This window comes from Nonomuraea sp. NEAU-A123 (genome assembly GCF_018603905.1).
In the GTDB taxonomy this organism is placed as follows: Bacteria; Actinomycetota; Actinomycetes; order Streptosporangiales; family Streptosporangiaceae; genus Nonomuraea.
In genome coordinates, this window is the sequence record NZ_JAHFZZ010000001.1 from 246,439 (window position 1) to 264,271 (window position 17,833).

General features: G+C 68.4%; 16 protein-coding genes. 12 read left to right on the forward strand and 4 right to left on the reverse strand.

What is annotated here, in order from left to right; genetic code table 11:
* Positions 1-59 precede the first annotated feature (59 nt).
* Entirely contained in the window at positions 60-977 is a 918-nt protein-coding gene (locus KLK06_RS01215) for a YihY/virulence factor BrkB family protein (protein ID WP_214633377.1), read from the forward strand.
* Here KLK06_RS01215 and KLK06_RS01220 read toward each other — a convergent pair.
* Positions 970-2,103: a D-alanyl-D-alanine carboxypeptidase family protein gene (locus KLK06_RS01220; protein ID WP_214633378.1), complete on the reverse strand. Its 1,134-nt coding sequence runs from the start codon at positions 2,101-2,103 to the stop codon at positions 970-972. The two genes, KLK06_RS01215 and KLK06_RS01220, sit on opposite strands and share 8 nt — an antisense overlap.
* An 83-nt stretch (positions 2,104-2,186) precedes the next feature.
* Here KLK06_RS01220 and KLK06_RS01225 point away from each other — a divergent pair, with 83 nt between their 5' ends.
* Positions 2,187-2,390 carry an SCO4848 family membrane protein gene (locus tag KLK06_RS01225; RefSeq protein WP_250904727.1) on the forward strand — a complete coding sequence of 68 codons (204 nt, stop codon included), beginning with the start codon at positions 2,187-2,189 and terminating at the stop codon, positions 2,388-2,390.
* Here KLK06_RS01225 and KLK06_RS01230 read toward each other — a convergent pair.
* Positions 2,350-3,753 carry a peptide ligase PGM1-related protein gene (locus tag KLK06_RS01230; RefSeq protein WP_214633380.1) on the reverse strand — a complete coding sequence of 468 codons (1,404 nt, stop codon included), beginning with the start codon at positions 3,751-3,753 and terminating at the stop codon, positions 2,350-2,352. The two genes, KLK06_RS01225 and KLK06_RS01230, sit on opposite strands and share 41 nt — an antisense overlap.
* A gap of 500 nt (positions 3,754-4,253) precedes the next feature.
* Between KLK06_RS01230 and KLK06_RS01235 the strand changes: the two genes are divergently transcribed.
* On the forward strand, positions 4,254-5,465 hold the full coding sequence (locus KLK06_RS01235) for a M20 family metallopeptidase (RefSeq protein ID WP_214633381.1): 1,212 nt from the start codon (positions 4,254-4,256) through the stop codon (positions 5,463-5,465).
* A 126-nt stretch (positions 5,466-5,591) separates the two neighbouring features.
* On the opposite strand, the gene KLK06_RS01240 is transcribed toward KLK06_RS01235, so the two are convergent.
* Positions 5,592-7,451 carry a Xaa-Pro dipeptidyl-peptidase gene (locus KLK06_RS01240; RefSeq protein ID WP_250904728.1) on the reverse strand — a complete coding sequence of 620 codons (1,860 nt, stop codon included), beginning with the start codon at positions 7,449-7,451 and terminating at the stop codon, positions 5,592-5,594.
* A gap of 321 nt (positions 7,452-7,772) precedes the next feature.
* Between KLK06_RS01240 and KLK06_RS01245 the strand changes: the two genes are divergently transcribed.
* The 6 genes from KLK06_RS01245 (at position 7,773) to KLK06_RS01270 (ending at position 14,660) form a co-directional block, all read left to right on the forward strand.
* On the forward strand, positions 7,773-8,855 hold the full coding sequence (locus KLK06_RS01245) for a BMP family protein (protein WP_214633383.1): 1,083 nt from the start codon (positions 7,773-7,775) through the stop codon (positions 8,853-8,855).
* Positions 8,856-8,961: 106 nt separating this feature from the next.
* Entirely contained in the window at positions 8,962-10,569 is a 1,608-nt protein-coding gene (locus KLK06_RS01250; protein WP_214633384.1) for an ABC transporter ATP-binding protein, read from the forward strand.
* Positions 10,569-11,708 (forward strand): ABC transporter permease, encoded by a 1,140-nt coding sequence (locus KLK06_RS01255; RefSeq protein WP_214633385.1) that lies wholly within the window; start codon positions 10,569-10,571, stop codon positions 11,706-11,708. The genes KLK06_RS01250 and KLK06_RS01255 overlap by 1 nt, the downstream gene beginning before the upstream one ends.
* Positions 11,705-12,994, forward strand: a complete 1,290-nt coding sequence (locus KLK06_RS01260; RefSeq protein WP_214633386.1) for an ABC transporter permease — start codon at positions 11,705-11,707, stop codon at positions 12,992-12,994. The genes KLK06_RS01255 and KLK06_RS01260 overlap by 4 nt, the downstream gene beginning before the upstream one ends.
* Positions 12,991-13,386: a cytidine deaminase gene (locus KLK06_RS01265; RefSeq protein WP_214633387.1), complete on the forward strand. Its 396-nt coding sequence runs from the start codon at positions 12,991-12,993 to the stop codon at positions 13,384-13,386. The genes KLK06_RS01260 and KLK06_RS01265 overlap by 4 nt, the downstream gene beginning before the upstream one ends.
* On the forward strand, positions 13,386-14,660 hold the full coding sequence (locus KLK06_RS01270) for a thymidine phosphorylase (protein ID WP_214633388.1): 1,275 nt from the start codon (positions 13,386-13,388) through the stop codon (positions 14,658-14,660). Before KLK06_RS01265 ends, KLK06_RS01270 begins: the two co-directional genes overlap by 1 nt.
* 37 nt (positions 14,661-14,697) lie before the next feature.
* Here KLK06_RS01270 and KLK06_RS01275 read toward each other — a convergent pair whose 3' ends face one another.
* Positions 14,698-15,084 carry a MarR family winged helix-turn-helix transcriptional regulator gene (locus KLK06_RS01275; RefSeq protein WP_214633389.1) on the reverse strand — a complete coding sequence of 129 codons (387 nt, stop codon included), beginning with the start codon at positions 15,082-15,084 and terminating at the stop codon, positions 14,698-14,700.
* Positions 15,085-15,171: 87 nt separating this feature from the next.
* Between KLK06_RS01275 and KLK06_RS01280 the strand changes: the two genes are divergently transcribed.
* From KLK06_RS01280 to KLK06_RS01290, 3 genes are all read left to right on the forward strand, one after another.
* Positions 15,172-16,578 carry an MFS transporter gene (locus KLK06_RS01280; RefSeq protein WP_214633390.1) on the forward strand — a complete coding sequence of 469 codons (1,407 nt, stop codon included), beginning with the start codon at positions 15,172-15,174 and terminating at the stop codon, positions 16,576-16,578.
* 81 nt (positions 16,579-16,659) lie between these two features.
* Positions 16,660-17,310 carry a hypothetical protein gene (locus KLK06_RS01285; RefSeq protein WP_214633391.1) on the forward strand — a complete coding sequence of 217 codons (651 nt, stop codon included), beginning with the start codon at positions 16,660-16,662 and terminating at the stop codon, positions 17,308-17,310.
* 4 nt (positions 17,311-17,314) lie between these two features.
* Positions 17,315-17,665 (forward strand): cupin, encoded by a 351-nt coding sequence (locus tag KLK06_RS01290; protein ID WP_214633392.1) that lies wholly within the window; start codon positions 17,315-17,317, stop codon positions 17,663-17,665.
* The last annotated feature ends 168 nt before the right edge of the window (positions 17,666-17,833 follow it).

The following is a 17,833-nucleotide window of genomic DNA, read 5'->3' on the forward strand; positions in this document are numbered from 1 at the left end:
GGCGGGGCACCTTGGAAGGCGGCCGCGGCACAGTGTTGGCGAAGGTAAGGCGCTGGTGCATGGCGCGCGTCGAGTCGGCCAAGGCGCGGGGTGGCCGCATCGTCGAGTCCTGGCGGATCCGTCGCCCCGGGCTCGACCATCTGATGAGGACCGTGCAGCGCTACCAGCTGCGATTCGGCGACCGGCTGGCCGGCGCGGTGACCTACTTCGCGTTCCTGTCGTTCTTCCCGCTGATCGCGCTCGCGTACGCGCTGTTCGGGTACGTCCTGTCGAACGACACCAACGCGATCAGGGCGCTGGAAAAGGCGATCAAGGAGCAGTTGCCCGGACTCGCCGACCAGATCAACCTTCAGGCCATCGCCGAGGCCAGGGCGACCGCCGGGATCATCGGCCTGGCCGGTCTCCTCTACGCGGGCCTGGGGGCGGTGGACGCGCTGCGCGGGGCGCTGGCGGAGATATCGATGGCCACGGCCCCGCCACTGAACTTCTTCGTCGGCAAACTGCGCGACCTGATCTCCCTGCTCATGCTCGGGGTCACCATGGTCGTGTCGGTGCTGATCGGCGGGGCCGCCACGCAGGCGACGACCAACGTCGCGACGACCCTCGGGCTGGGCAGCGCGCCGGTGACGACCGGCACGCTCTGGCTGGTGGGACTGGTGGCCAGCGTGGCCGCCGACTGGCTGCTGTTCCTGATCGTGCTGGGCTGGGTGGGCCGGACCACCCAGCCCTTCCGGGTGCTGGCCAGGGGCGCGCTGCTCGGTGCCGTAGGGTTCGGGCTGCTCAAGCAGGTCGCGTCGCTGCTGCTGGCGCAGACGCTGTCCAACCCGGTCTACGGCGCGTTCGCCGTCATGGTGGGGCTGCTGGTGTGGATCAACCTGTCCGCCAGGTTCGTCCTGTACGTCGGGGCCTGGACCGCCACCGCCGGGCTCAACCCGCCGCCGTCACCCTCACCCATCCCCTCGAACGGGTTCACCTGAGCTCAGAGTTCTCCAGGCCTCGGGACTTCAGAGCCAAGCGTCTCCTGCGGCGGATGCCGTACCCCAGCCACACCACACCGAACAGCAGCCCGCCACCGATCACGATCGAGCCGACCGTGCGGCTGGTGTCGGTCTGCTTCGACGCGGTCCTGTCGAGCAGCGGCGCCGTGGCCGGCGACGCGGTGACGACCGGCGCGGTCGCCTGCTGCGCGGGCAGTATGACCGGCAGCGGATCGACGAGCCGGCCGACCGGCGTGACCTTGCCCCGGGCGGCGAAGCCCCAGTCGAGCAGGTCCGCGACCTCGTCCCAGAAGTACCCGTCGTGCCGCATGATGGTCACGATGATCGTGTGGCCGCCACGCGTCGCGGCGCCGACGAAGCTGCCCAGGGCCTTGGACGTCCAGCCGTTCTTGACGCCGATCATGCCCTTGTAGCGCCACAGCAGCTTGTTGTGGTTGCTGATCTCGTAGTAGTGCTTGGGCGCCGGAAACTTCGCAGTCTTTGTACTGATGTATCGCCGGAAATCGGGGTTCGCCAGGCCGGCCCGCGCGATGAGCGCCAGGTCGTACGCCGAACTGCTCTGCCCCGGTTTGTCCAGCCCGCTGGGCGTCTTGGCCACCGTGTCGTTCGCCTGCAGGTGCTTGGCCTCGGCGTTCATGTCGCTCATGGTCTTGGCCAGGCTGCCGTTCGCCTCGGCCAGGGCCATCGCCGCGTCGTTGCCCGACGACATCATCAGCGCCCTGAACAGGTCGTCGACCTTGTAGAGCGGCTTGGTCGTCAGGCCGACGGCGGTGCCCTCCTGGTTGACCGCGTTCCTGCTGGGCTTGACCGTGAGGTTCTTGTCCAGCTTGGGGATGAGCGTGAGCGCGGTGAGCGTCTTGAGCGTGCTGGCCGGCAGGTAGCGGCCGTGCGGGTTCTTGGCCGCGAGCACCTCGCCGGTCTCCAGATCGGCGATCACGTACGACGTGGCCTTGGATTTCGGCGGTGCCTTGATGCCGTCGGGCTTCACCAGACCGCGGCTGCCCAGCAGATCCCCGCCGACGGGAGTCGTCGGCGCGGAATTGGCCGGCCCCGTGAGCGCGACCGCCGCGAGGAGTGCCGTGACAGGCACCAGTTTCATCAGCATGGCGGTCTCAGCGTAGCTTCGTGTCATTGCACATGTGCCGACACATCCCCCGATGCTCGGCGCCTGATACTAGAGAAGTGGTCATGTCGCGAAAGATCGCCGGATTCCTCATATTGCTCGGCGTGTTCATGGTGTTCGAGTGGGTCAACCTCGGGTTTAACCTGCAAGACGGCCATCCCACGAGCTTCTACGTGGTGCACGGCATCCTGATCGGAGTGAACCTCATACTCGCGATCGTGCTGGGCGTCATCGGCTGGAAGGGGCTCCGCAGAGCGCGCGACAGGTGAGCCGGTGCAACTCGTCGGCCTCCTCGCGGGAGTTACCGATCGTGGTGAAGCCGAGCTTGCCGTGCTCGGGGATCGCCCCGAGCAGGTGGAAGACGTTTCCGGTACGACGGGCGCGATCGAAGCCGAGACCGAGCTGCTCGAGCATCCGGACGACCTGGCCGGGGGAGCGCCCGCGTAGGCAGCCGGCCGCGCAGTTGTCGGTCGCGGTGTAGTACTTGGGCTGGTCGCCGGCCATGAGCAGGCCGGTGGCCGGGTCGTAAGAGGCGCCGGTGGTCAGCACGGTGGCGCCGAAGGGATGCGTGGTGCCGCCGATCCGCAGGTTGACCTCGCACAGCAGCGCCGCGTAGCCGGCGTCGGTCTCCAGCGCGAAAAAGTCCATGCCGAACAGCCCCACCACGCCCCGCTCCGCCATGATGCGGGCGATCCGCTCGGCCGACGCGCCCACCTCGTCGCGGTACTCCGGCGCCGCCGGGAACGTGCAGCCCTGGTAGACGTCGTTGTTGGCGCCGCCGAGCACCTGGTCGTGGGTGGCGATGACGTAGTGCTGCCCGCCGGGCGTGATGCGGGCCAGCGCGCTGGGGTAGTGGAGCGGGCGCTGCTCGATGAACTCCTCGACCACCGCGCCGCGCTCGCGGATCTTCGTGGTGAAGCTCTTCCAGGTCTCGCCGTACGCGGAGAAGCTCGTCCGAGATGGGTCGCCCTTGGTCACGATGGCGTTGCCGAGGCCCGAGTAGCCGTCGTTCAGCTTGACCATCACCCGCTCGCCCGGCAGCGACTCGATGGCGTCCTCGATCTCGGCCAGGGAGTGCAGGTCGCCGAAGCCGCGGGCCATCGGCACGCCGGCCTCCTGACCGACCTCGCGGGAGCCGCTCTTGGAGCCGTAATAGGCGAGCGACGTGGCCGGGCCGTAGACGGGAATGTTCAGGAACGAGGCCAGTTCCTCCTCCAGCTCGCTCAGCACGAACGGCACCATCCACGCGTCGCCGTCGATCGCCTCGCGTAGCTGTTCGAGGACCTCGGGCCGCGAGAACAGGGTTCTGGTCAGCGGCTGCGAGTGCGGGTCGTCGAGGCTGATCAGGCGCAGCCGCTTGGCGGCGTCATCCGGATCGGGCAGGAAGCTGAAGTAGTAGGCGATGATGTCCGGATCGATGGGCGCGGAGGAGAGGTAGACCACCTTGACGCCGGGTTCGCGGAGCGTGAGCAGGAGGAAGAGCAGCCGCTCCTCGTAGCACCTCGCCCCGGTGATGCGGCGGAGCTCATCCTGCGGGAGGGAGAGCGAGGGCACGACCACTAGGGTCCCCTCGCTCGGCTCGAAGATGCTCAACCCGGCATACTTCTCCCCGAACGGGATTTTAGTGATCATATTGCGAGTGAAACACGCAGTCTATGCGAAAGCATCCATCGTCGGAGTGTCATGACCATGACGGGAGGTGACAGGATTCGAAATCCTTGACCACGTTTGGAAGTGGCGTCCGCGGGTCACCAACTAATGATCCCTTGTGACTATTTTTCGGGTCAGCCGAGCCCTCACGCACGGTGACGACCTGCGGTTACGGGCATGCAGTCGGCCGACTTTCGGGGTATCTGTCGGCGCGAAGCCGCGCCTAAGAGATAAAGTTGGTCCATCGCCTTCGGGTTCATGGCCGACCGCCGTGTTTCCGCAGTGGGTTGTCCTCAGGAGGGGATCACAACCCCGTGCTGACGATCTCTGGCACCGAAACCTGTGGGTGCGGCATTTTCGCCGGACGGCTGCTCTGACCGGACAGCTGGCCTCAGCGATGCCAAAGGACGATTTACGGCGCTATAAGCCGTGCGACTTCGGGCAGTCGACGATCGCGTGGCAATTGGACGGGACGGTGACTCATGCGGGGACGTGAGCTTCGGGGGGAACTCGACGCGTTCCTGACGGAGACTGATCAGGAGTTGGTGGCGTTCCGCCGCGACTTGCACATGCATCCTGAGCTGGCCTTCGCCGAATATCGCACGACGCAGCGCATCGCCGAGCGGCTCACCGCCGCCGGGCTGATGCCGTCGGTGCTGCCACGCGGCACCGGCCTGATCTGCGACGTGGGCAGTGGAGACGGTCCGACGGTCGCGCTGCGCGCGGACATCGACGCGCTGCCGCTGCACGACGAGAAGGACGTGCCCTACCGCTCGACCGTCCCTGGCGCCTGCCACGCGTGCGGCCACGACGTGCACACCGCGATCCTGCTCGGCACCTCGATCTTCCTCGCCCAGCAGGCCGCCGCCGGCCTGCTGCCCGGCCGGGTCCGGCTGATCTTCCAGCCCGCCGAGGAGCTTCCCGGCGGCGCGCTGGAGGTCATGGCGCACGGCGGCATCAGCGGCGTGGAGCGCATCTTCGGCCTCCACTGCGACCCGCGCGTCGACCTCGGCCAGGTCGGGCTCAAGCCCGGCCCGATCACCTCCGCCTGCGACAAGCTGGTCATCAGGGTGTCGGGTCCCGGCGGCCACACGGCCCGGCCGCACCTCACCGCCGACCTGGTCTTCGCCCTCGCCAAGGTGCTCACCGAGCTGCCCGCCGCGCTCTCGCGCCGGGTGGACCCGCGCTCCTCGCTCAGCCTGGTCTGGGGCAAGGTGGAGGCCGGCACCGCGGCCAACGCCATCCCCGACGAGGGCGTGGCCGAAGGCACCGTGCGCTGCCTCGACGAGAACGCCTGGCACGCCGCGCCCGACCTGATCAAGTCGCTGCTGGAGTCGGTCGCCAGCGCGTACGGGATCGAGGCGACGATGGAATACACCCGCGGCGTGCCGCCCGTCGTCAACGACGAGATGAGCGTCGACATGCTGGCCGAGGCGGTCGAGCGGGCGCTGGGGCCGGGCGCGGTGGTGCCCACGCAGCAGTCGCTCGGCGGCGAGGACTTCGCCTGGTACCTGGAGTCGATCCCGGGGGCGCTCGCCCGCCTCGGCACGCGCTCGCCCGGCGGCGTCACGTACGACATCCACCAGGGGACCTTCGACGTCGACGAGGCGGCCATCTCCATGGGCGTCCGCCTGATGTCCGCCACCGCCCTGACCGCGCTCTGGGAGCCGGTCGTGGACTCAATACTCGCCTAATTTTCTGTTACGGCCAGCATGGGCCAGCCCCACCCTTCTGGGCGGGGCTGGCCTCTTTCCAGGGGCACGCTCCTGGGGTTTACGGGGCTGGGCGCCGTGACGTGCGCTTTCTTGGCCCTGGCCGCCCTAGGGCTTGGTCACCGGCAGGATCAGTGATGAGTGGGCCGGGTCGATCGTGAATTTGCTGCCTTCTGGGTAGCGCAGGGTGTAGTCGTGGTCGGTTGAGGTGATGATCAAGCCGATCTTGTGGCCCTGCTTGAAGCGGTAGTCCTTTGGCTGGAAGTCCCAGGTGAAGGTGTAGTCCCTTGATGGGGTGACGCTTTCTGTGCGTGCTGGGTTGTGGCGGTTTCTGATGTCCAGCCAGCCTCTTGAAACGATCTTGTAGGGGGTCGTCGCGGTGCCCAGCCTGCGCAATGCCGTGCAGCCCGTGTCGCCTGGGATGCCTTGGCCGTAGCAGAGGGTTTCGCCGGTCGCGACCAGGGTTCCGTCCGCTCTCGTGTCCGTGCCGTAGTCGACCAGCAGGGCCGTGAGATAGGGGGAGGGGCCGGCGTCGCGGGCGGCGCGGAGTGAGATCTCCGGGGTGCCGGAGATCCGGACGTCCGCCGGCAACTCCGGAGTCAGGTAGGCCAGGCGGTTGGGGTCAGGGGCGGGGGCCGTTTCCACGAGTTGTTCGGCGGTGCGGGTCTTCTGGTCGACGAAGGATTCGCGGGGCGAGCGCTCCGGGAAGAGGCTCAGCTTCGAGCCGGAGCCGAGATGGAGGGCTACGGGCTTGGTGGCCGGAAGTGGCCACGATCTGTGAGTGCCCCACTCGCCGGGGGCGATTTCGACGTCCGCCTGGGGCTCCCGCATGATGCCGCTGTCGATCCCGTACAACCAGTAGTCGAACCAGCCGTGCAGTTGCCGGAGCCATTCGACGGTGCGCAGGTTGAAGGGGCTCATGTGGGTGCCCTGGTGCAGCCAGATCTTGCGGGGCACGTGGCGCTTCGACAGGGCGTACCACCATTGGGCGAACTGCTTGGTCTTGACGTTCCAGTCGTTGAGGCCGTGCACGAGGAAGACGCTGGCCTTGACCTTGTTCACGTCGTTGAGGTAGTTGCGGGCGTTCCAGAAGCGGCTGTAGTCGCCGCTGATCCGGTCCTGGGTCGCCGTCAGGTAGTCCATGACGGGTCCGCAGACCTGCTGGCCGTCGGCGCGGGTGAGCACGTACTTGGCCAGCACGTCCGCGTCCTCGCCCTGGAAGCCGCCCGCCGCGACCACGCCGCCGTTCGCCCGGTAGTAGTCGTACCAGGAGGAGATCGCGGCGATCGGCACGATCGTCTTCAGGCCCTCGACGCCCGTCGAGGCGACCGCGTTGGGCAGCGTGCCGTTGTAGGAGACGCCGATCATGCCCACGTTCCCGGTCGACCAGGTGGCCGAGACGGGCTCGCCCGTCGGGGTGAAGCCCTTCGCGCGGCCGTTCAGCCAGTCGATCGCGGCCTTCGGGCCGGCCGTCTCGTTGCGGTCGCCGGTGGTGGGGCAGCCGGTGGCGCGGCCGCTGCCCAGGTTCTCGACCAGCGCGATCGCGTAGCCGCGGGGCAGGAAGTAGTTGTCGTAGTAGCCGTCGAACGGCTCGGCCGCCAGCTTGTTGGCGAACACGCGCAGGGTCGGCAGCGGGTTGCCGTTCTCGTCCACGTCCACCACGTGGTTCGGCACGTCGTTGCCGCCGGCGTAGTAGGGACTGGCCTCCATGATGACCGGGACCTTCAGGCCCTCGTCGGTCTCCTTCGGGCGCAGGATGTCCACGGCGACGCGGTCGGGCAGGCCGTCGCTGTCGCTGTCCGTCCCCGCGACCTCGACGTACACCGTCTGCCTGACGGCGTCGGCGCGGGAGAAGACGGGCTGGGTGGCGTTGTTCTCGATCGTGATGGTGGGAGCGGCCACCGCGGCGGCCGATGTGCCCGCTGTGGCGGGCGCCGTGCCCATGGCCGCGAGAAGGACCGCGGCCATGGGCATGATCATGGCCTTCCAAGGATGCATGAGGGCTCCAGGATGAAATATCCACCGTTGATCAGTGAATCTCTGCCATGATCGGCCGGACGGCAAGGGCCCCCCTGCCTTCAAGGTTGGGCAAAGTTTCGGGTGCCGGTCCCCGACTCGCATCCGCAGATTCAGGTCACGGACGCGACTGATGTCGATAACGGAGCGGTTGCGACCCTGTGTGCCGGTTTTGTCCGCCCTGGTCAACCAACTATCTTCCGTGCAGGGTTGCCGTACATTTCTTCGCGCCCGCGATGAAGTTTGACGGCGGGGAAATGGAAGGGAGTCGCCTTGCTCAGCAAGCGATTCGGCAGGATGGCGACCGGCTCAGTAGCCGCCGGTGCCATGCTCATGGCGGCCGCGGCCTGTGGCGGCAGCGGCGGTACCGGAGGGGATGCCACGTCCAGCGCGGCACCCAGCTCCGCGGCCAGCAGTGAGGCGCCGAAGTCCGGCGCGCTCAAGGTGGGACTCGCTTTCGACGTCGGCGGCCGTGGCGACAAGTCCTTCAACGACGCCGCCTACGCGGGCCTGGAGAAGGCCAAGACCGATCTCAGCGCCGACATCAAGGAGCTGAGCCCGGCGGCCGACGGCTCCAACCGCGGCGAGCTCCTTCGCCAGCTGGCCGACGCGGGCTACAACCCGATCATCGGTGTCGGCTTCGCCTATGGCGACGACATCAAGAAGACGGCCGAGGAATACCCGGAGATCCAGTTCGCCGTCGTCGACTCCGCCTCGAACGCGGCCAACGTCACCGGCCTGCTGTTCGCCGAGGAGCAGGGCTCCTACCTGGCGGGCGTCGCCGCGGCGCTCAAGGCCAAGAGCGGCCACGTCGGCTTCGTCGGCGGTGTCGAGAACGACCTGATCAAGAAGTTCCAGGCAGGCTTCGACGCCGGCGTGAAGTCGGTCAAGAAGGACGCCAAGATCGACGTCAAGTACCTGACCCCCGACGGTGACTTCAGCGGCTTCAAGGCCCCCGACAAGGGCAAGGTCGCGGCCGAGAAGATGTACCAGGACGGCGCGGAGATCGTTTACCACGCCGCCGGCGACTCGGGTCTGGGCGTGTTCCAGGCGGCGGCCGCGGCCAAGAAGAAGGCCATCGGCGTCGACTCCGACCAGCGCCAGACGGTCAAGGAGACCGACCTGCAGTCGGTCATCATGACCTCGATGCTCAAGCGCGTGGACGTCGGCGTGTTCGAGTTCATCAAGGCGTTCCAGGGCGGCGCCAAGGGTGGTAGCAACACCATCTACGACCTCAAGGTCGACGGCGTGGGCCTGGCCACCACCGGTGGCGAGATCGACGACATCAAGGACAAGCTGGACGCCGCAAAGCAGGACATCATCGACGGCAAAATCACGGTTCCGTCCAAGCCGTAATTGAGATAGGAACGTTGATCGAGGGCCCGGAGTCCAACCCGACCCCGGGCCCTCGGCCTATCCCTCACACCAATGAGCGGAGCGATTGAGGAGCGGTGAGCGACCAGTGAACGCCGACACCGTCGCCGCGGTGCAACCCGCCGTGGAGCTGGAGGGCATCACCAAACGCTTCCCCGGCGTCGTCGCCAACCACGACATCCGCATCACCGTCGAACCCGGCACGGTGCACGCGATCGTCGGAGAGAACGGCGCCGGCAAGTCCACCCTGATGAAGATCCTCTACGGCATGCAGAAGCCGGACGAGGGCACCATCAAGGTGAACGGCGAGGAAGTGGCCTTCCGGACACCGAGCGACGCCATCGCCTCGGGCATCGGCATGGTGCACCAGCACTTCATGCTGGCCGACAACTTTACCGTGCTGGAGAACATCGTCCTCGGCGCCGAGCCGAAGAAGGTCGGCATGCTCGACGCCGCCGGGGCCCGCGCGCGCATCACCGAGCTGGCCGCCCGCCATGGCCTGCGCGTGGATCCCGACCGGCTCGTGGAGGACCTCGGTGTCGGCGACCGGCAGCGGGTCGAGATCCTCAAGGTCCTCTATCGCGGCGCGCGCATCCTGATCCTCGACGAGCCGACCGCGGTGCTCGTACCCCAGGAGGTCGACGAGCTCTTCGACAACCTGCGCGAGCTCAAGGCCGAAGGGCTGACGGTCATCTTCATCTCGCACAAGCTCGACGAGGTGCTCAACATCGCCGACGCGATCACCGTGATCCGGCGCGGCACCACGGTCGCCAGCGTCGACCCCGGCCAGGTCACCGCGCGGCAGCTCGCCGAGCTCATGGTCGGCAGCGAGCTGCCCACGCCGGAGACCCGCGAGTCCACGGTGACCGAGGACGTGGCGCTGACGGTGTCGGGCCTGACCATGGAGGCCGACGGCTTCCGCCCGGTGCCCAAAGGCACGTCGGTCGCGCTGTACGTCGAGAAACTGCGCGAGGAGGGCCGGCGGCTGCTCCTCGACGACGTGTCGTTCGAGATCCGCAAGGGCGAGATCCTCGGCATCGCCGGGGTCGAGGGCAACGGCCAGTCCGAGCTGATCGAGGCCATCATGGGCCTGCGGCCCGTGCACGGCGACATCACGCTCGACGGCGCCGACCTCAGCGCCTGGTCCACCCTCAAACGCCGCGAGTCGGGCATCGGCTACATCCCGGAGGATCGCCACCGCCAGGGTCTGCTGCTGGAGGCATCGCTCTGGGAGAACCGGGTGCTCGGCCACCAGACCAGGCCGCCCGCGCGCTCGGGCATCTGGATCAACCGGCGGGCGTCCAGGGCCGACACCGAACGCATCATCAAGGACTACGACGTCCGCACGCCGGGCGTCGACACGCTGGCGCTGGCCCTGTCGGGCGGTAACCAGCAGAAGCTGATCGTCGGTCGGGAGATGAGCGGTGAGCCCAAGTTCCTCATCGCCGCCCACCCCACCCGTGGCGTCGACGTGGGCGCGCAGGCCGCGATCTGGGACCACCTGCGTCACGCCAGGGCCGCGGGCTTGGCCGTACTCCTGATTTCGGCCGACCTCGACGAGCTCATCGGGCTGTCCGACACGCTGCGGGTGATCTACCGGGGCCGGCTCGTCGCCCGCCTCGACCCGTCCGACGTCACGCCCGAACGGCTGGGCGGCTACATGACCGGCGCCATCACCAGTACTGAGGAGACGTGATGCCCGCCGGGCTCTACCGGGCGCTGCTGACGATCGCCGGCGCCATCGCGGCCATCATCCTGGCGATCGTGATCTCCAGTGTGGCGATCAGCGCGGCGGGGGCCAGCCCCGAGGCCGCGTTCGCCGCCTTCTTCGACTTCGGCGAGACCGAGCGGGCGGTGGTCAACGGCATCGTGACCATGCTCAACCGGGCCGTGCCGCTGTTCATCGCGGGCCTGGCGGTGGCCGTCGGGTTCCGGATGAACCTCTTCAACATCGGTGTGGAGGGCCAGTACCGGATCGCGGCCGTCTGCGCCGCGTACGTCGGCTCCACCTTCGCGGCGCCCGCCTGGATCCAGATCCCCATGATCATGGTGGTGGCGATGGCCGTGGGCGGCTTCTACGCGCTGATCCCCGCCGTGATGAAGGTGACCCGGGGGGTGAACGAGGTCATCTCCACGATCATGCTGAACTACATCGCGATCAACCTGGCCGCCTTCCTCGTCCGCGGCCCCTTCACGGGGGAGCGGGCCAAGGGCGTGCTCACCACCACGACGCCCACGCTGCCCCAGTCGGCCTGGTTCCCCAACCTCAATGTCGTGTTCGAGATGTTCGGGCTGCCCGCCCCTCGCGGCGGCGGGCTCTGGGGCTTCCTGCTGGTGGCCATCGTGCTGGGCGTCGTGCTCTGGGTGGTGCTGGAGCGGACCCGGTTCGGCTTCGACGTCAAGGCCAGCGGCCTCAACGCCTCGGCCGCGCTGGCCTCCGGCGTCAACCCGAAGAAGATGGTCATCTCCGCGATGGTGCTCTCCGGCGCGATCGCCGGGCTGATCGGCATGCCGGAGATCCTCGGCGACAAGCACTCCTTCGGCTCCAACTTCACCCCCGGTCTGGGCTTCCTGGGCATCGCCGTGGCACTGCTCGGCCGGAACAAACCCGGTGGCATCGCGGTCGCGGCGCTGCTGTTCGGCTTCCTGGACCGGGCGCAGGGCCCGCTGCAGTTCGCCAACGTGCCGCCCTCGGTCATCATGATCATGCAGGGCACGATCGTGCTGCTCGTGGTCATCGCCAACGAGATCACCAGCAGGATCGCGCTGCGGCGCGAGGAACGGCGGGCCGCTCAGCAGCTCGGCAGGAACACTCCCGTTGAGGTGGCAGCATGAGCAAGCTCAGCCGGTATCACATGGCGCTCATCGGCGTGGCCGTGCTCATCCTGCTGATGTCGCTGGTCCGCGTCATGTCCGGGCAGGACGACATCACCTCGTCCGGCACGTTCAACGCGGCGCTGATGCTGTCGGTGCCGATCGGCCTGGCCGGGCTCGGCGGCCTCTGGGCCGAGCGGGCGGGCGTGGTCAACATCGGCCTCGAAGGCATGATGGTGCTCGGCACCTGGTTCGCCGGCTGGGCCGGATACCAGTGGGGCTTCATGGCGGCGCTGGTCGCCGGCCTGGTCGCGGGCGCGCTCGGCGGTCTCATCCACGCGGTCGCGACCGTGACGTTCGGCGTCGACCACATCATCAGCGGCGTCGCCATCAACCTGCTCGGCCCCGGCATCACCCGCTTCCTGTCGGAGGTCTTCTACAAGGAGGGCACCGCCGCGGCCGCGGCGGGCGCGGGCATCACCACCTCGCCGGCCATGTCTTCGGAGGCGCCCCAGCCCAGCCTGCCGCTGTTCTCGACGGGTCCCGACTGGCTCGGCAGCCTGGAGCGCACCCACTGGTTCCTGGTCTCCGACCTCGCGGGCATCCTGCGCGGGCTCACGCACGAGGTGAACGTGCTGGTGATCCTGGCGGTGCTGCTGTTCCCGCTGACGTTCTTCGTGCTCTGGCGTACGGCGTTCGGCCTGCGGCTGCGCTCGGCGGGCGAGAACCCGTGGGCGGCCGAGTCGCTGGGCGTGAACGTCTACCTGATCAAGTACGTTGCCGTGGTCATCTCCGGCGCTTTCGCCGGGCTCGGCGGCGTGTTCCTGGTCTTCGTCACCACCAAGTACGTCGAGGGCCAGACCGCGGGCCGCGGGTTCATCGGCCTGGCCGCCATGATCTTCGGCAACTGGCGGCCCGGCGGGCTGGCCGCGGGCGCCGCGCTGTTCGGGTACGCCGACGGTCTGCAACTGCGCAGCTCCGGGGCCCGCTCGCCCGTCACGTCGTTCTTCCTGTTCGGCGCCATACTGCTGCTCATCTACATCGCCGCCAAGGTGCGCGCGCTGCTGTCGTCCGGCCAGCCCGCGGAGATGGTGGCCAGGGGCACCAGGGAGTACAACCTGATCGCGGCAGCCGCCGGGGGCATGATCGTGCTGATCTGGCTGTGGCTGACCGTCGACCAGCTGCCGAACGAGTTCGTCTTCATCACACCACACGTGCTCACGCTGCTCGTGCTCCTGGTGGCTTCGCAGCGACTGCGGATGCCCAAGGCCGACGGCGTGCGCTATCGCCGGGGGGAACAGCATTGAACGTCGACTGGGACGGCCTGCGCGCTGAGGCCATCGAGGCCATGCACCACGCGTACGCGCCCTACTCCAAGTTCCCCGTGGGGGCGGCGGCGGTCGTGGACGACGGCCGCGTCGTCACCGGCTGCAACGTCGAGAACGCCTCCTACGGCCTGGGCCTGTGCGCCGAGTGCGGGCTGGTCTCGGCGCTGCAGTTGTCCGGCGGCGGCCGGCTGGTGGCCTTCACCTGCGTGGACGGCCACGGTGAGCTGCTGATGCCGTGCGGGCGCTGCCGGCAGTTGCTGTTCGAGTTCGGCGGCGAGGAACTGCTGGTCGAGACCATAGATGGGCCGAAGCGGATGGCCGAGATCCTGCCCTACGCGTTCGGCCCGGATGACCTGTCCAGGTCCGCCTGATGGACGCCATCGAGGTCATCGTCGCCAAGCGCGACGGTGGCGAGCTGTCGGCCGCCCAGATCGACTGGGTGATCGACGCCTACACCCGTGGCGAGGTGGCCGACGAGCAGATGTCCGCGCTGGCCATGGCGATCCTGCTGAACGGCATGAACCGGCGCGAGATCGCCGGCTGGACGCAGGCGATGATCCGCTCGGGCGAGCGGATGGACTGGTCCGCGCTCGACCGGCCCACCGCCGACAAGCACTCCACCGGCGGCGTCGGCGACAAGATCACATTGCCGCTCGCCCCGCTGGTGGCCGCGTGCGGCGCCTACGTCCCGCAGCTTTCGGGCCGCGGCCTCGGCCACACCGGCGGCACCCTCGACAAGCTGGAGTCGATCCCCGGCTGGCGGGCCTCGCTGTCCAACGACGAGATGCTCTCGGTGCTGCGGTCGGCGGGCGCGGTCGTCTGCGCCGCCGGCTCGGGCTTGGCTCCGGCCGACAAGAAGCTGTACGCGCTGCGCGATGTCACGGGCACGGTCGAGTCGATCCCGCTCATCGCCTCGTCGATCATGTCGAAGAAGATCGCCGAGGGCACCGGGTCGCTGGTGCTCGACGTCAAGGTGGGCTCCGGGGCGTTCATGAAGACGCCGGAGCGGGCCCGCGAGCTGGCCGAGACCATGGTCGCGCTGGGCACCGACGCGGGCGTGCGCACGGTCGCCCTGCTCACCGCGATGGACCGCCCGCTGGGCCGCGCCGTGGGCAACGCCCTGGAGGTCCAGGAGTCGGTCGAGGTCCTCGCGGGCGGCGGGCCGCCGGACGTCGTGGAGCTCACCGTACGGCTGGCGCGCGAGATGCTGGAGGCGGCCGGGATCTCCGGCCGGGACCCGGCGGAGGCGCTGGCGGACGGATCGGCGATGGACGCCTGGCGCCGGATGATCACCGCTCAGGGCGGCGACCCGGACGCGATCCTGCCCAAGGCGGCGGAGACCATGGTGGTCGAGGCGCCTTCCTCGGGTGTCCTGTCGCGCCTGGACGCCTATGCCGTCGGCCTGGCGGCCTGGCGGTTGGGGGCGGGCCGGGCTCGTAAGGAGGATCCGGTGTCGTTCGGCGCGGGCATCATGCTGCATGCCAAGCCGGGGGACCTCGTTCGTGAGGGGCAGCCACTGATGACGCTGCACGCGGACGAGACGGCTCGCTTCGAACGGGCCTTGGAGGCGTTGCGGGGTGGCTACGAGGTCGGGGCGGCGAGCACTGAGGTGCTGCCTCTGGTGATGGACCGGATCACGGCCTAGCCGCCCGTCTGCGTCCTCGTAAGAGCGCTGTTCGAAGTCAGCGGGCGAACGCGGGTGCGTCGGTGAACACGTCGGCGAGCACGGCGCGCTGCGTCGGGAGAGCCTCCCGGTGGCGCTGTCTGCCCGCGTCCGTGATGCAGACGAAGACGCCGCGGCGGTCCTGGGCGCACACGCCGCGCGAGACCAGCTGAGACTTCTCCAGCCGCGCCACGACCCTGGACAGCGCGCTCTGGCTCAGATGGACCTCGTCGCAGAGCTCCTGGATCCGGAGCTCCCTGTCGTGATGGACGATTCGGTCCAGCACCTCGAACTCGCTCGGCCCCAGGCCGTGCTTGTCACCCAGCTCGCGTTCCAGCGAGCACATCGCTTTGGCGTGCTTGGCCAGGACGTAGTGCCAGGTCCCGACCACGAACTCCTCGTCCATGACGCGGAGGTTACCACTTCGCTAAAACTTATGCAACGGAATTAAATGCTGTTGCATTAGATGCGGATGCATGTAATGTACTGACCCATGTCCTCTTCTTCATCCCGTTGGGGCGCGCTCGCCGTGCTCTGTGCAGTGATCTTCCTTGATGCCCTGGATGTGTCGATGGTCGGCGTGGCACTGCCCGCCATCCAGCATGATCTGGGCCTTTCTACCTCTTCTCTGCAGTGGGTTGTCAGCGGCTACGTGCTCGGTTATGGCGGTCTTCTGTTGCTGGGCGGCAGGACTGCCGACTTGCTCGGGCGACGCAGGGTGTTCCTGGTCGCGCTGGGTGTCTTCGCCGTGGCGTCGTTGCTCGGTGGGCTGGTGGACGACGGCACCCTGCTGATCGTGGCCAGGTTCGTGAAGGGGGTGGCTGCCGCCTTCACCGCGCCGGCCGCGCTTTCGATCATCACGACCACGTTTCCCGAGGGCCCTGAGCGCAACAAGGCGCTCAGCATTTTCACCGCGTGTGGCGCCAGTGGCTACTCGCTCGGGCTGGTGCTGTCCGGCCTCCTGACCGAGATCGGCTGGCGCTGGACGCTGCTGATGCCGGTGCCGGTCGCGATCATCGCGCTGGTCGCCGCGCTCAAGGTGCTGCCGCGCAGCGCGGAGGAGCGGGCCGAAGGCGGCCACGACCTGATCGGCGCCGTGCTGATCACCGCCTCGATGCTGCTGCTCGTCTTCACCGTCGTCCAGGCGCCCGAGGCCGGCTGGACCTCGCTGCGCACGATCGGCTCGCTGGTCGCCGTCGTCGCGCTGCTCGGCCTGTTCGTCCTCGCCGAGCTGCGGATGAAGCACCCGCTGGTCCGGCTCGGCATCCTGCGCTCAGGCTCGCTCGTCCGGGCGAACCTGGGGCTGCTCATCCTGATGGGCTCCTACGTGGCCTTCCAGTTCGTGGCCATGCAGTACTTCCAGAACCTGCTCGGCTGGTCGGCCCTGGGCACCGCGCTGGCGTTCCTGCCCGCCGGACTGCTCGTCGCGATCACCTCGACCAAGATGGGCGACTTCGCCGACAGGTTCGGCACCACCAAGCTGACCATCATCGGCGCGGCCGCGCTGGCCGGTGGTTACGCGATGTTCCTGGGCATCGACGAGCGGCCCAGCCTGGGCGGTCTGGTCATTCCCGGCATGCTGCTGCTGGGGATCGCGTTCGCGCTGTCGTTCGCGCCGCTGAACATCCAGGCCACGAACGGCGTGAACGACGACGAGCAGGGGTTGGCCTCCGGCCTGCTCAACACCTCCGGACAGGTGGGCGGCGCGATCGTGCTCGCCGCGGTCTCGGCGGTGCTCTCCTCGGGCGGTACCACCCTGTCGATCGACACGCTGCGCTCGGCGATCGTGGTGTCGCTGGTGCTGGCGCTGGTGGGGGTGGCGATCTCGGCCACCGGGCTGCGGGCACGGAAGCCGGTGGTGGCCGAGCCGGAGGACGCCAAGGTCTTCGAGACGGTCTGACCGATTCGTTTGTTCGGCCCCGCGCGGTGGCGTACCGCGCGGGGCCGCTTGTGCTCCCCTGTACTGGGGAATCACTCTGGTATGCGCCCGTCATCCGCGCCCGGGCAGCCGTCGGGGCTCCGACCAGCCCGCGCCGCCGCTCTCGTCGCTGTCGCCTGTCTCGCCGTACTGACCGCGTGCGGTACGACCCCGTCGGGCGGCACGGCCGGCGGCGCCACCACGAGCGCGGTGCCCGAGGCCGCCACTCCATCGACGACGCCCAGTGCTGTGGCCACGCCGAGCTACGCCAAGCAGCCGGCGTCGCCGACGAGCACGGTCGAGGTGGACGTACAGCACGGCGGCGGCGACCCCGCGCTCGTGCTGGCCGTCCGCTACGCCGCCCACGACACCTACGACCGCGTGGTGATCGACCTCAAAGGCGCCATGCCCGGCTACAACGCCCAATGGGTAAAGAAACTCCTCCAGGACGGCTCGGGCAAGAACTTCCACGTCCCCGGCGGCGCGTACCTCCAGATCCTCCTCAACCCCGCCGAGGCCCACAACGCCAAGGGCGAGCCCACCTGGAAGGGCGGCCCCATCTTCCCGGCCAACCTCGGCAACGTGACGCATGTGGTCAAGACCGGCGACTTCGAGGGCTACGTCGGCGTCGGCCTCGTGCTCGACCACCAGGCGGCGTTTGAGCTCAAAGAGCAGACTGGCCCTGACCGGCTCATCATCGACGTGGCACACTGACCTGGTGGTGAGAAAGATCGAGGCGGCGACCCGCATCCCGGTGCCCGGCGGCAAGCTCATTGACGAGCACGTGGGCCGCGTCAACAGTGGCGACGAGGCGATCTCCATCGCCCACATGGTCGCCCCGCCCGGCTGGGACGAGCCCGCCCAAACGCCCTCGTTCACGGAGTACACCGTCGTCCTGCGCGGCACGCTCCTGGTAGAACACGCGAACGGCACCACCGAGGTGAGTGCCGGCCAATCCGTGGTCACGGACCCGGGCGAAAAGATCCGCTACAGCACCGGCCCCGACGGCGCCGAATACATCGCCGTCTGCCTTCCCGCCTTCTCCCCGGACACAGTCAACCGCGCCTAACCCACATTTTGTTCTTGTACGGCACCGCCGCCCCCACCCCCAAACGCTGTACGTGGCGGGGGACCTCCAGGGAGACGGTCTCTGACCCGCACGGGGTCGGGCGCCGTTACGGCGTGTTCTTAGCCGGTTTCCTGGGACGTGGGCGGGCCCTTTCACACGTCGCGCCGA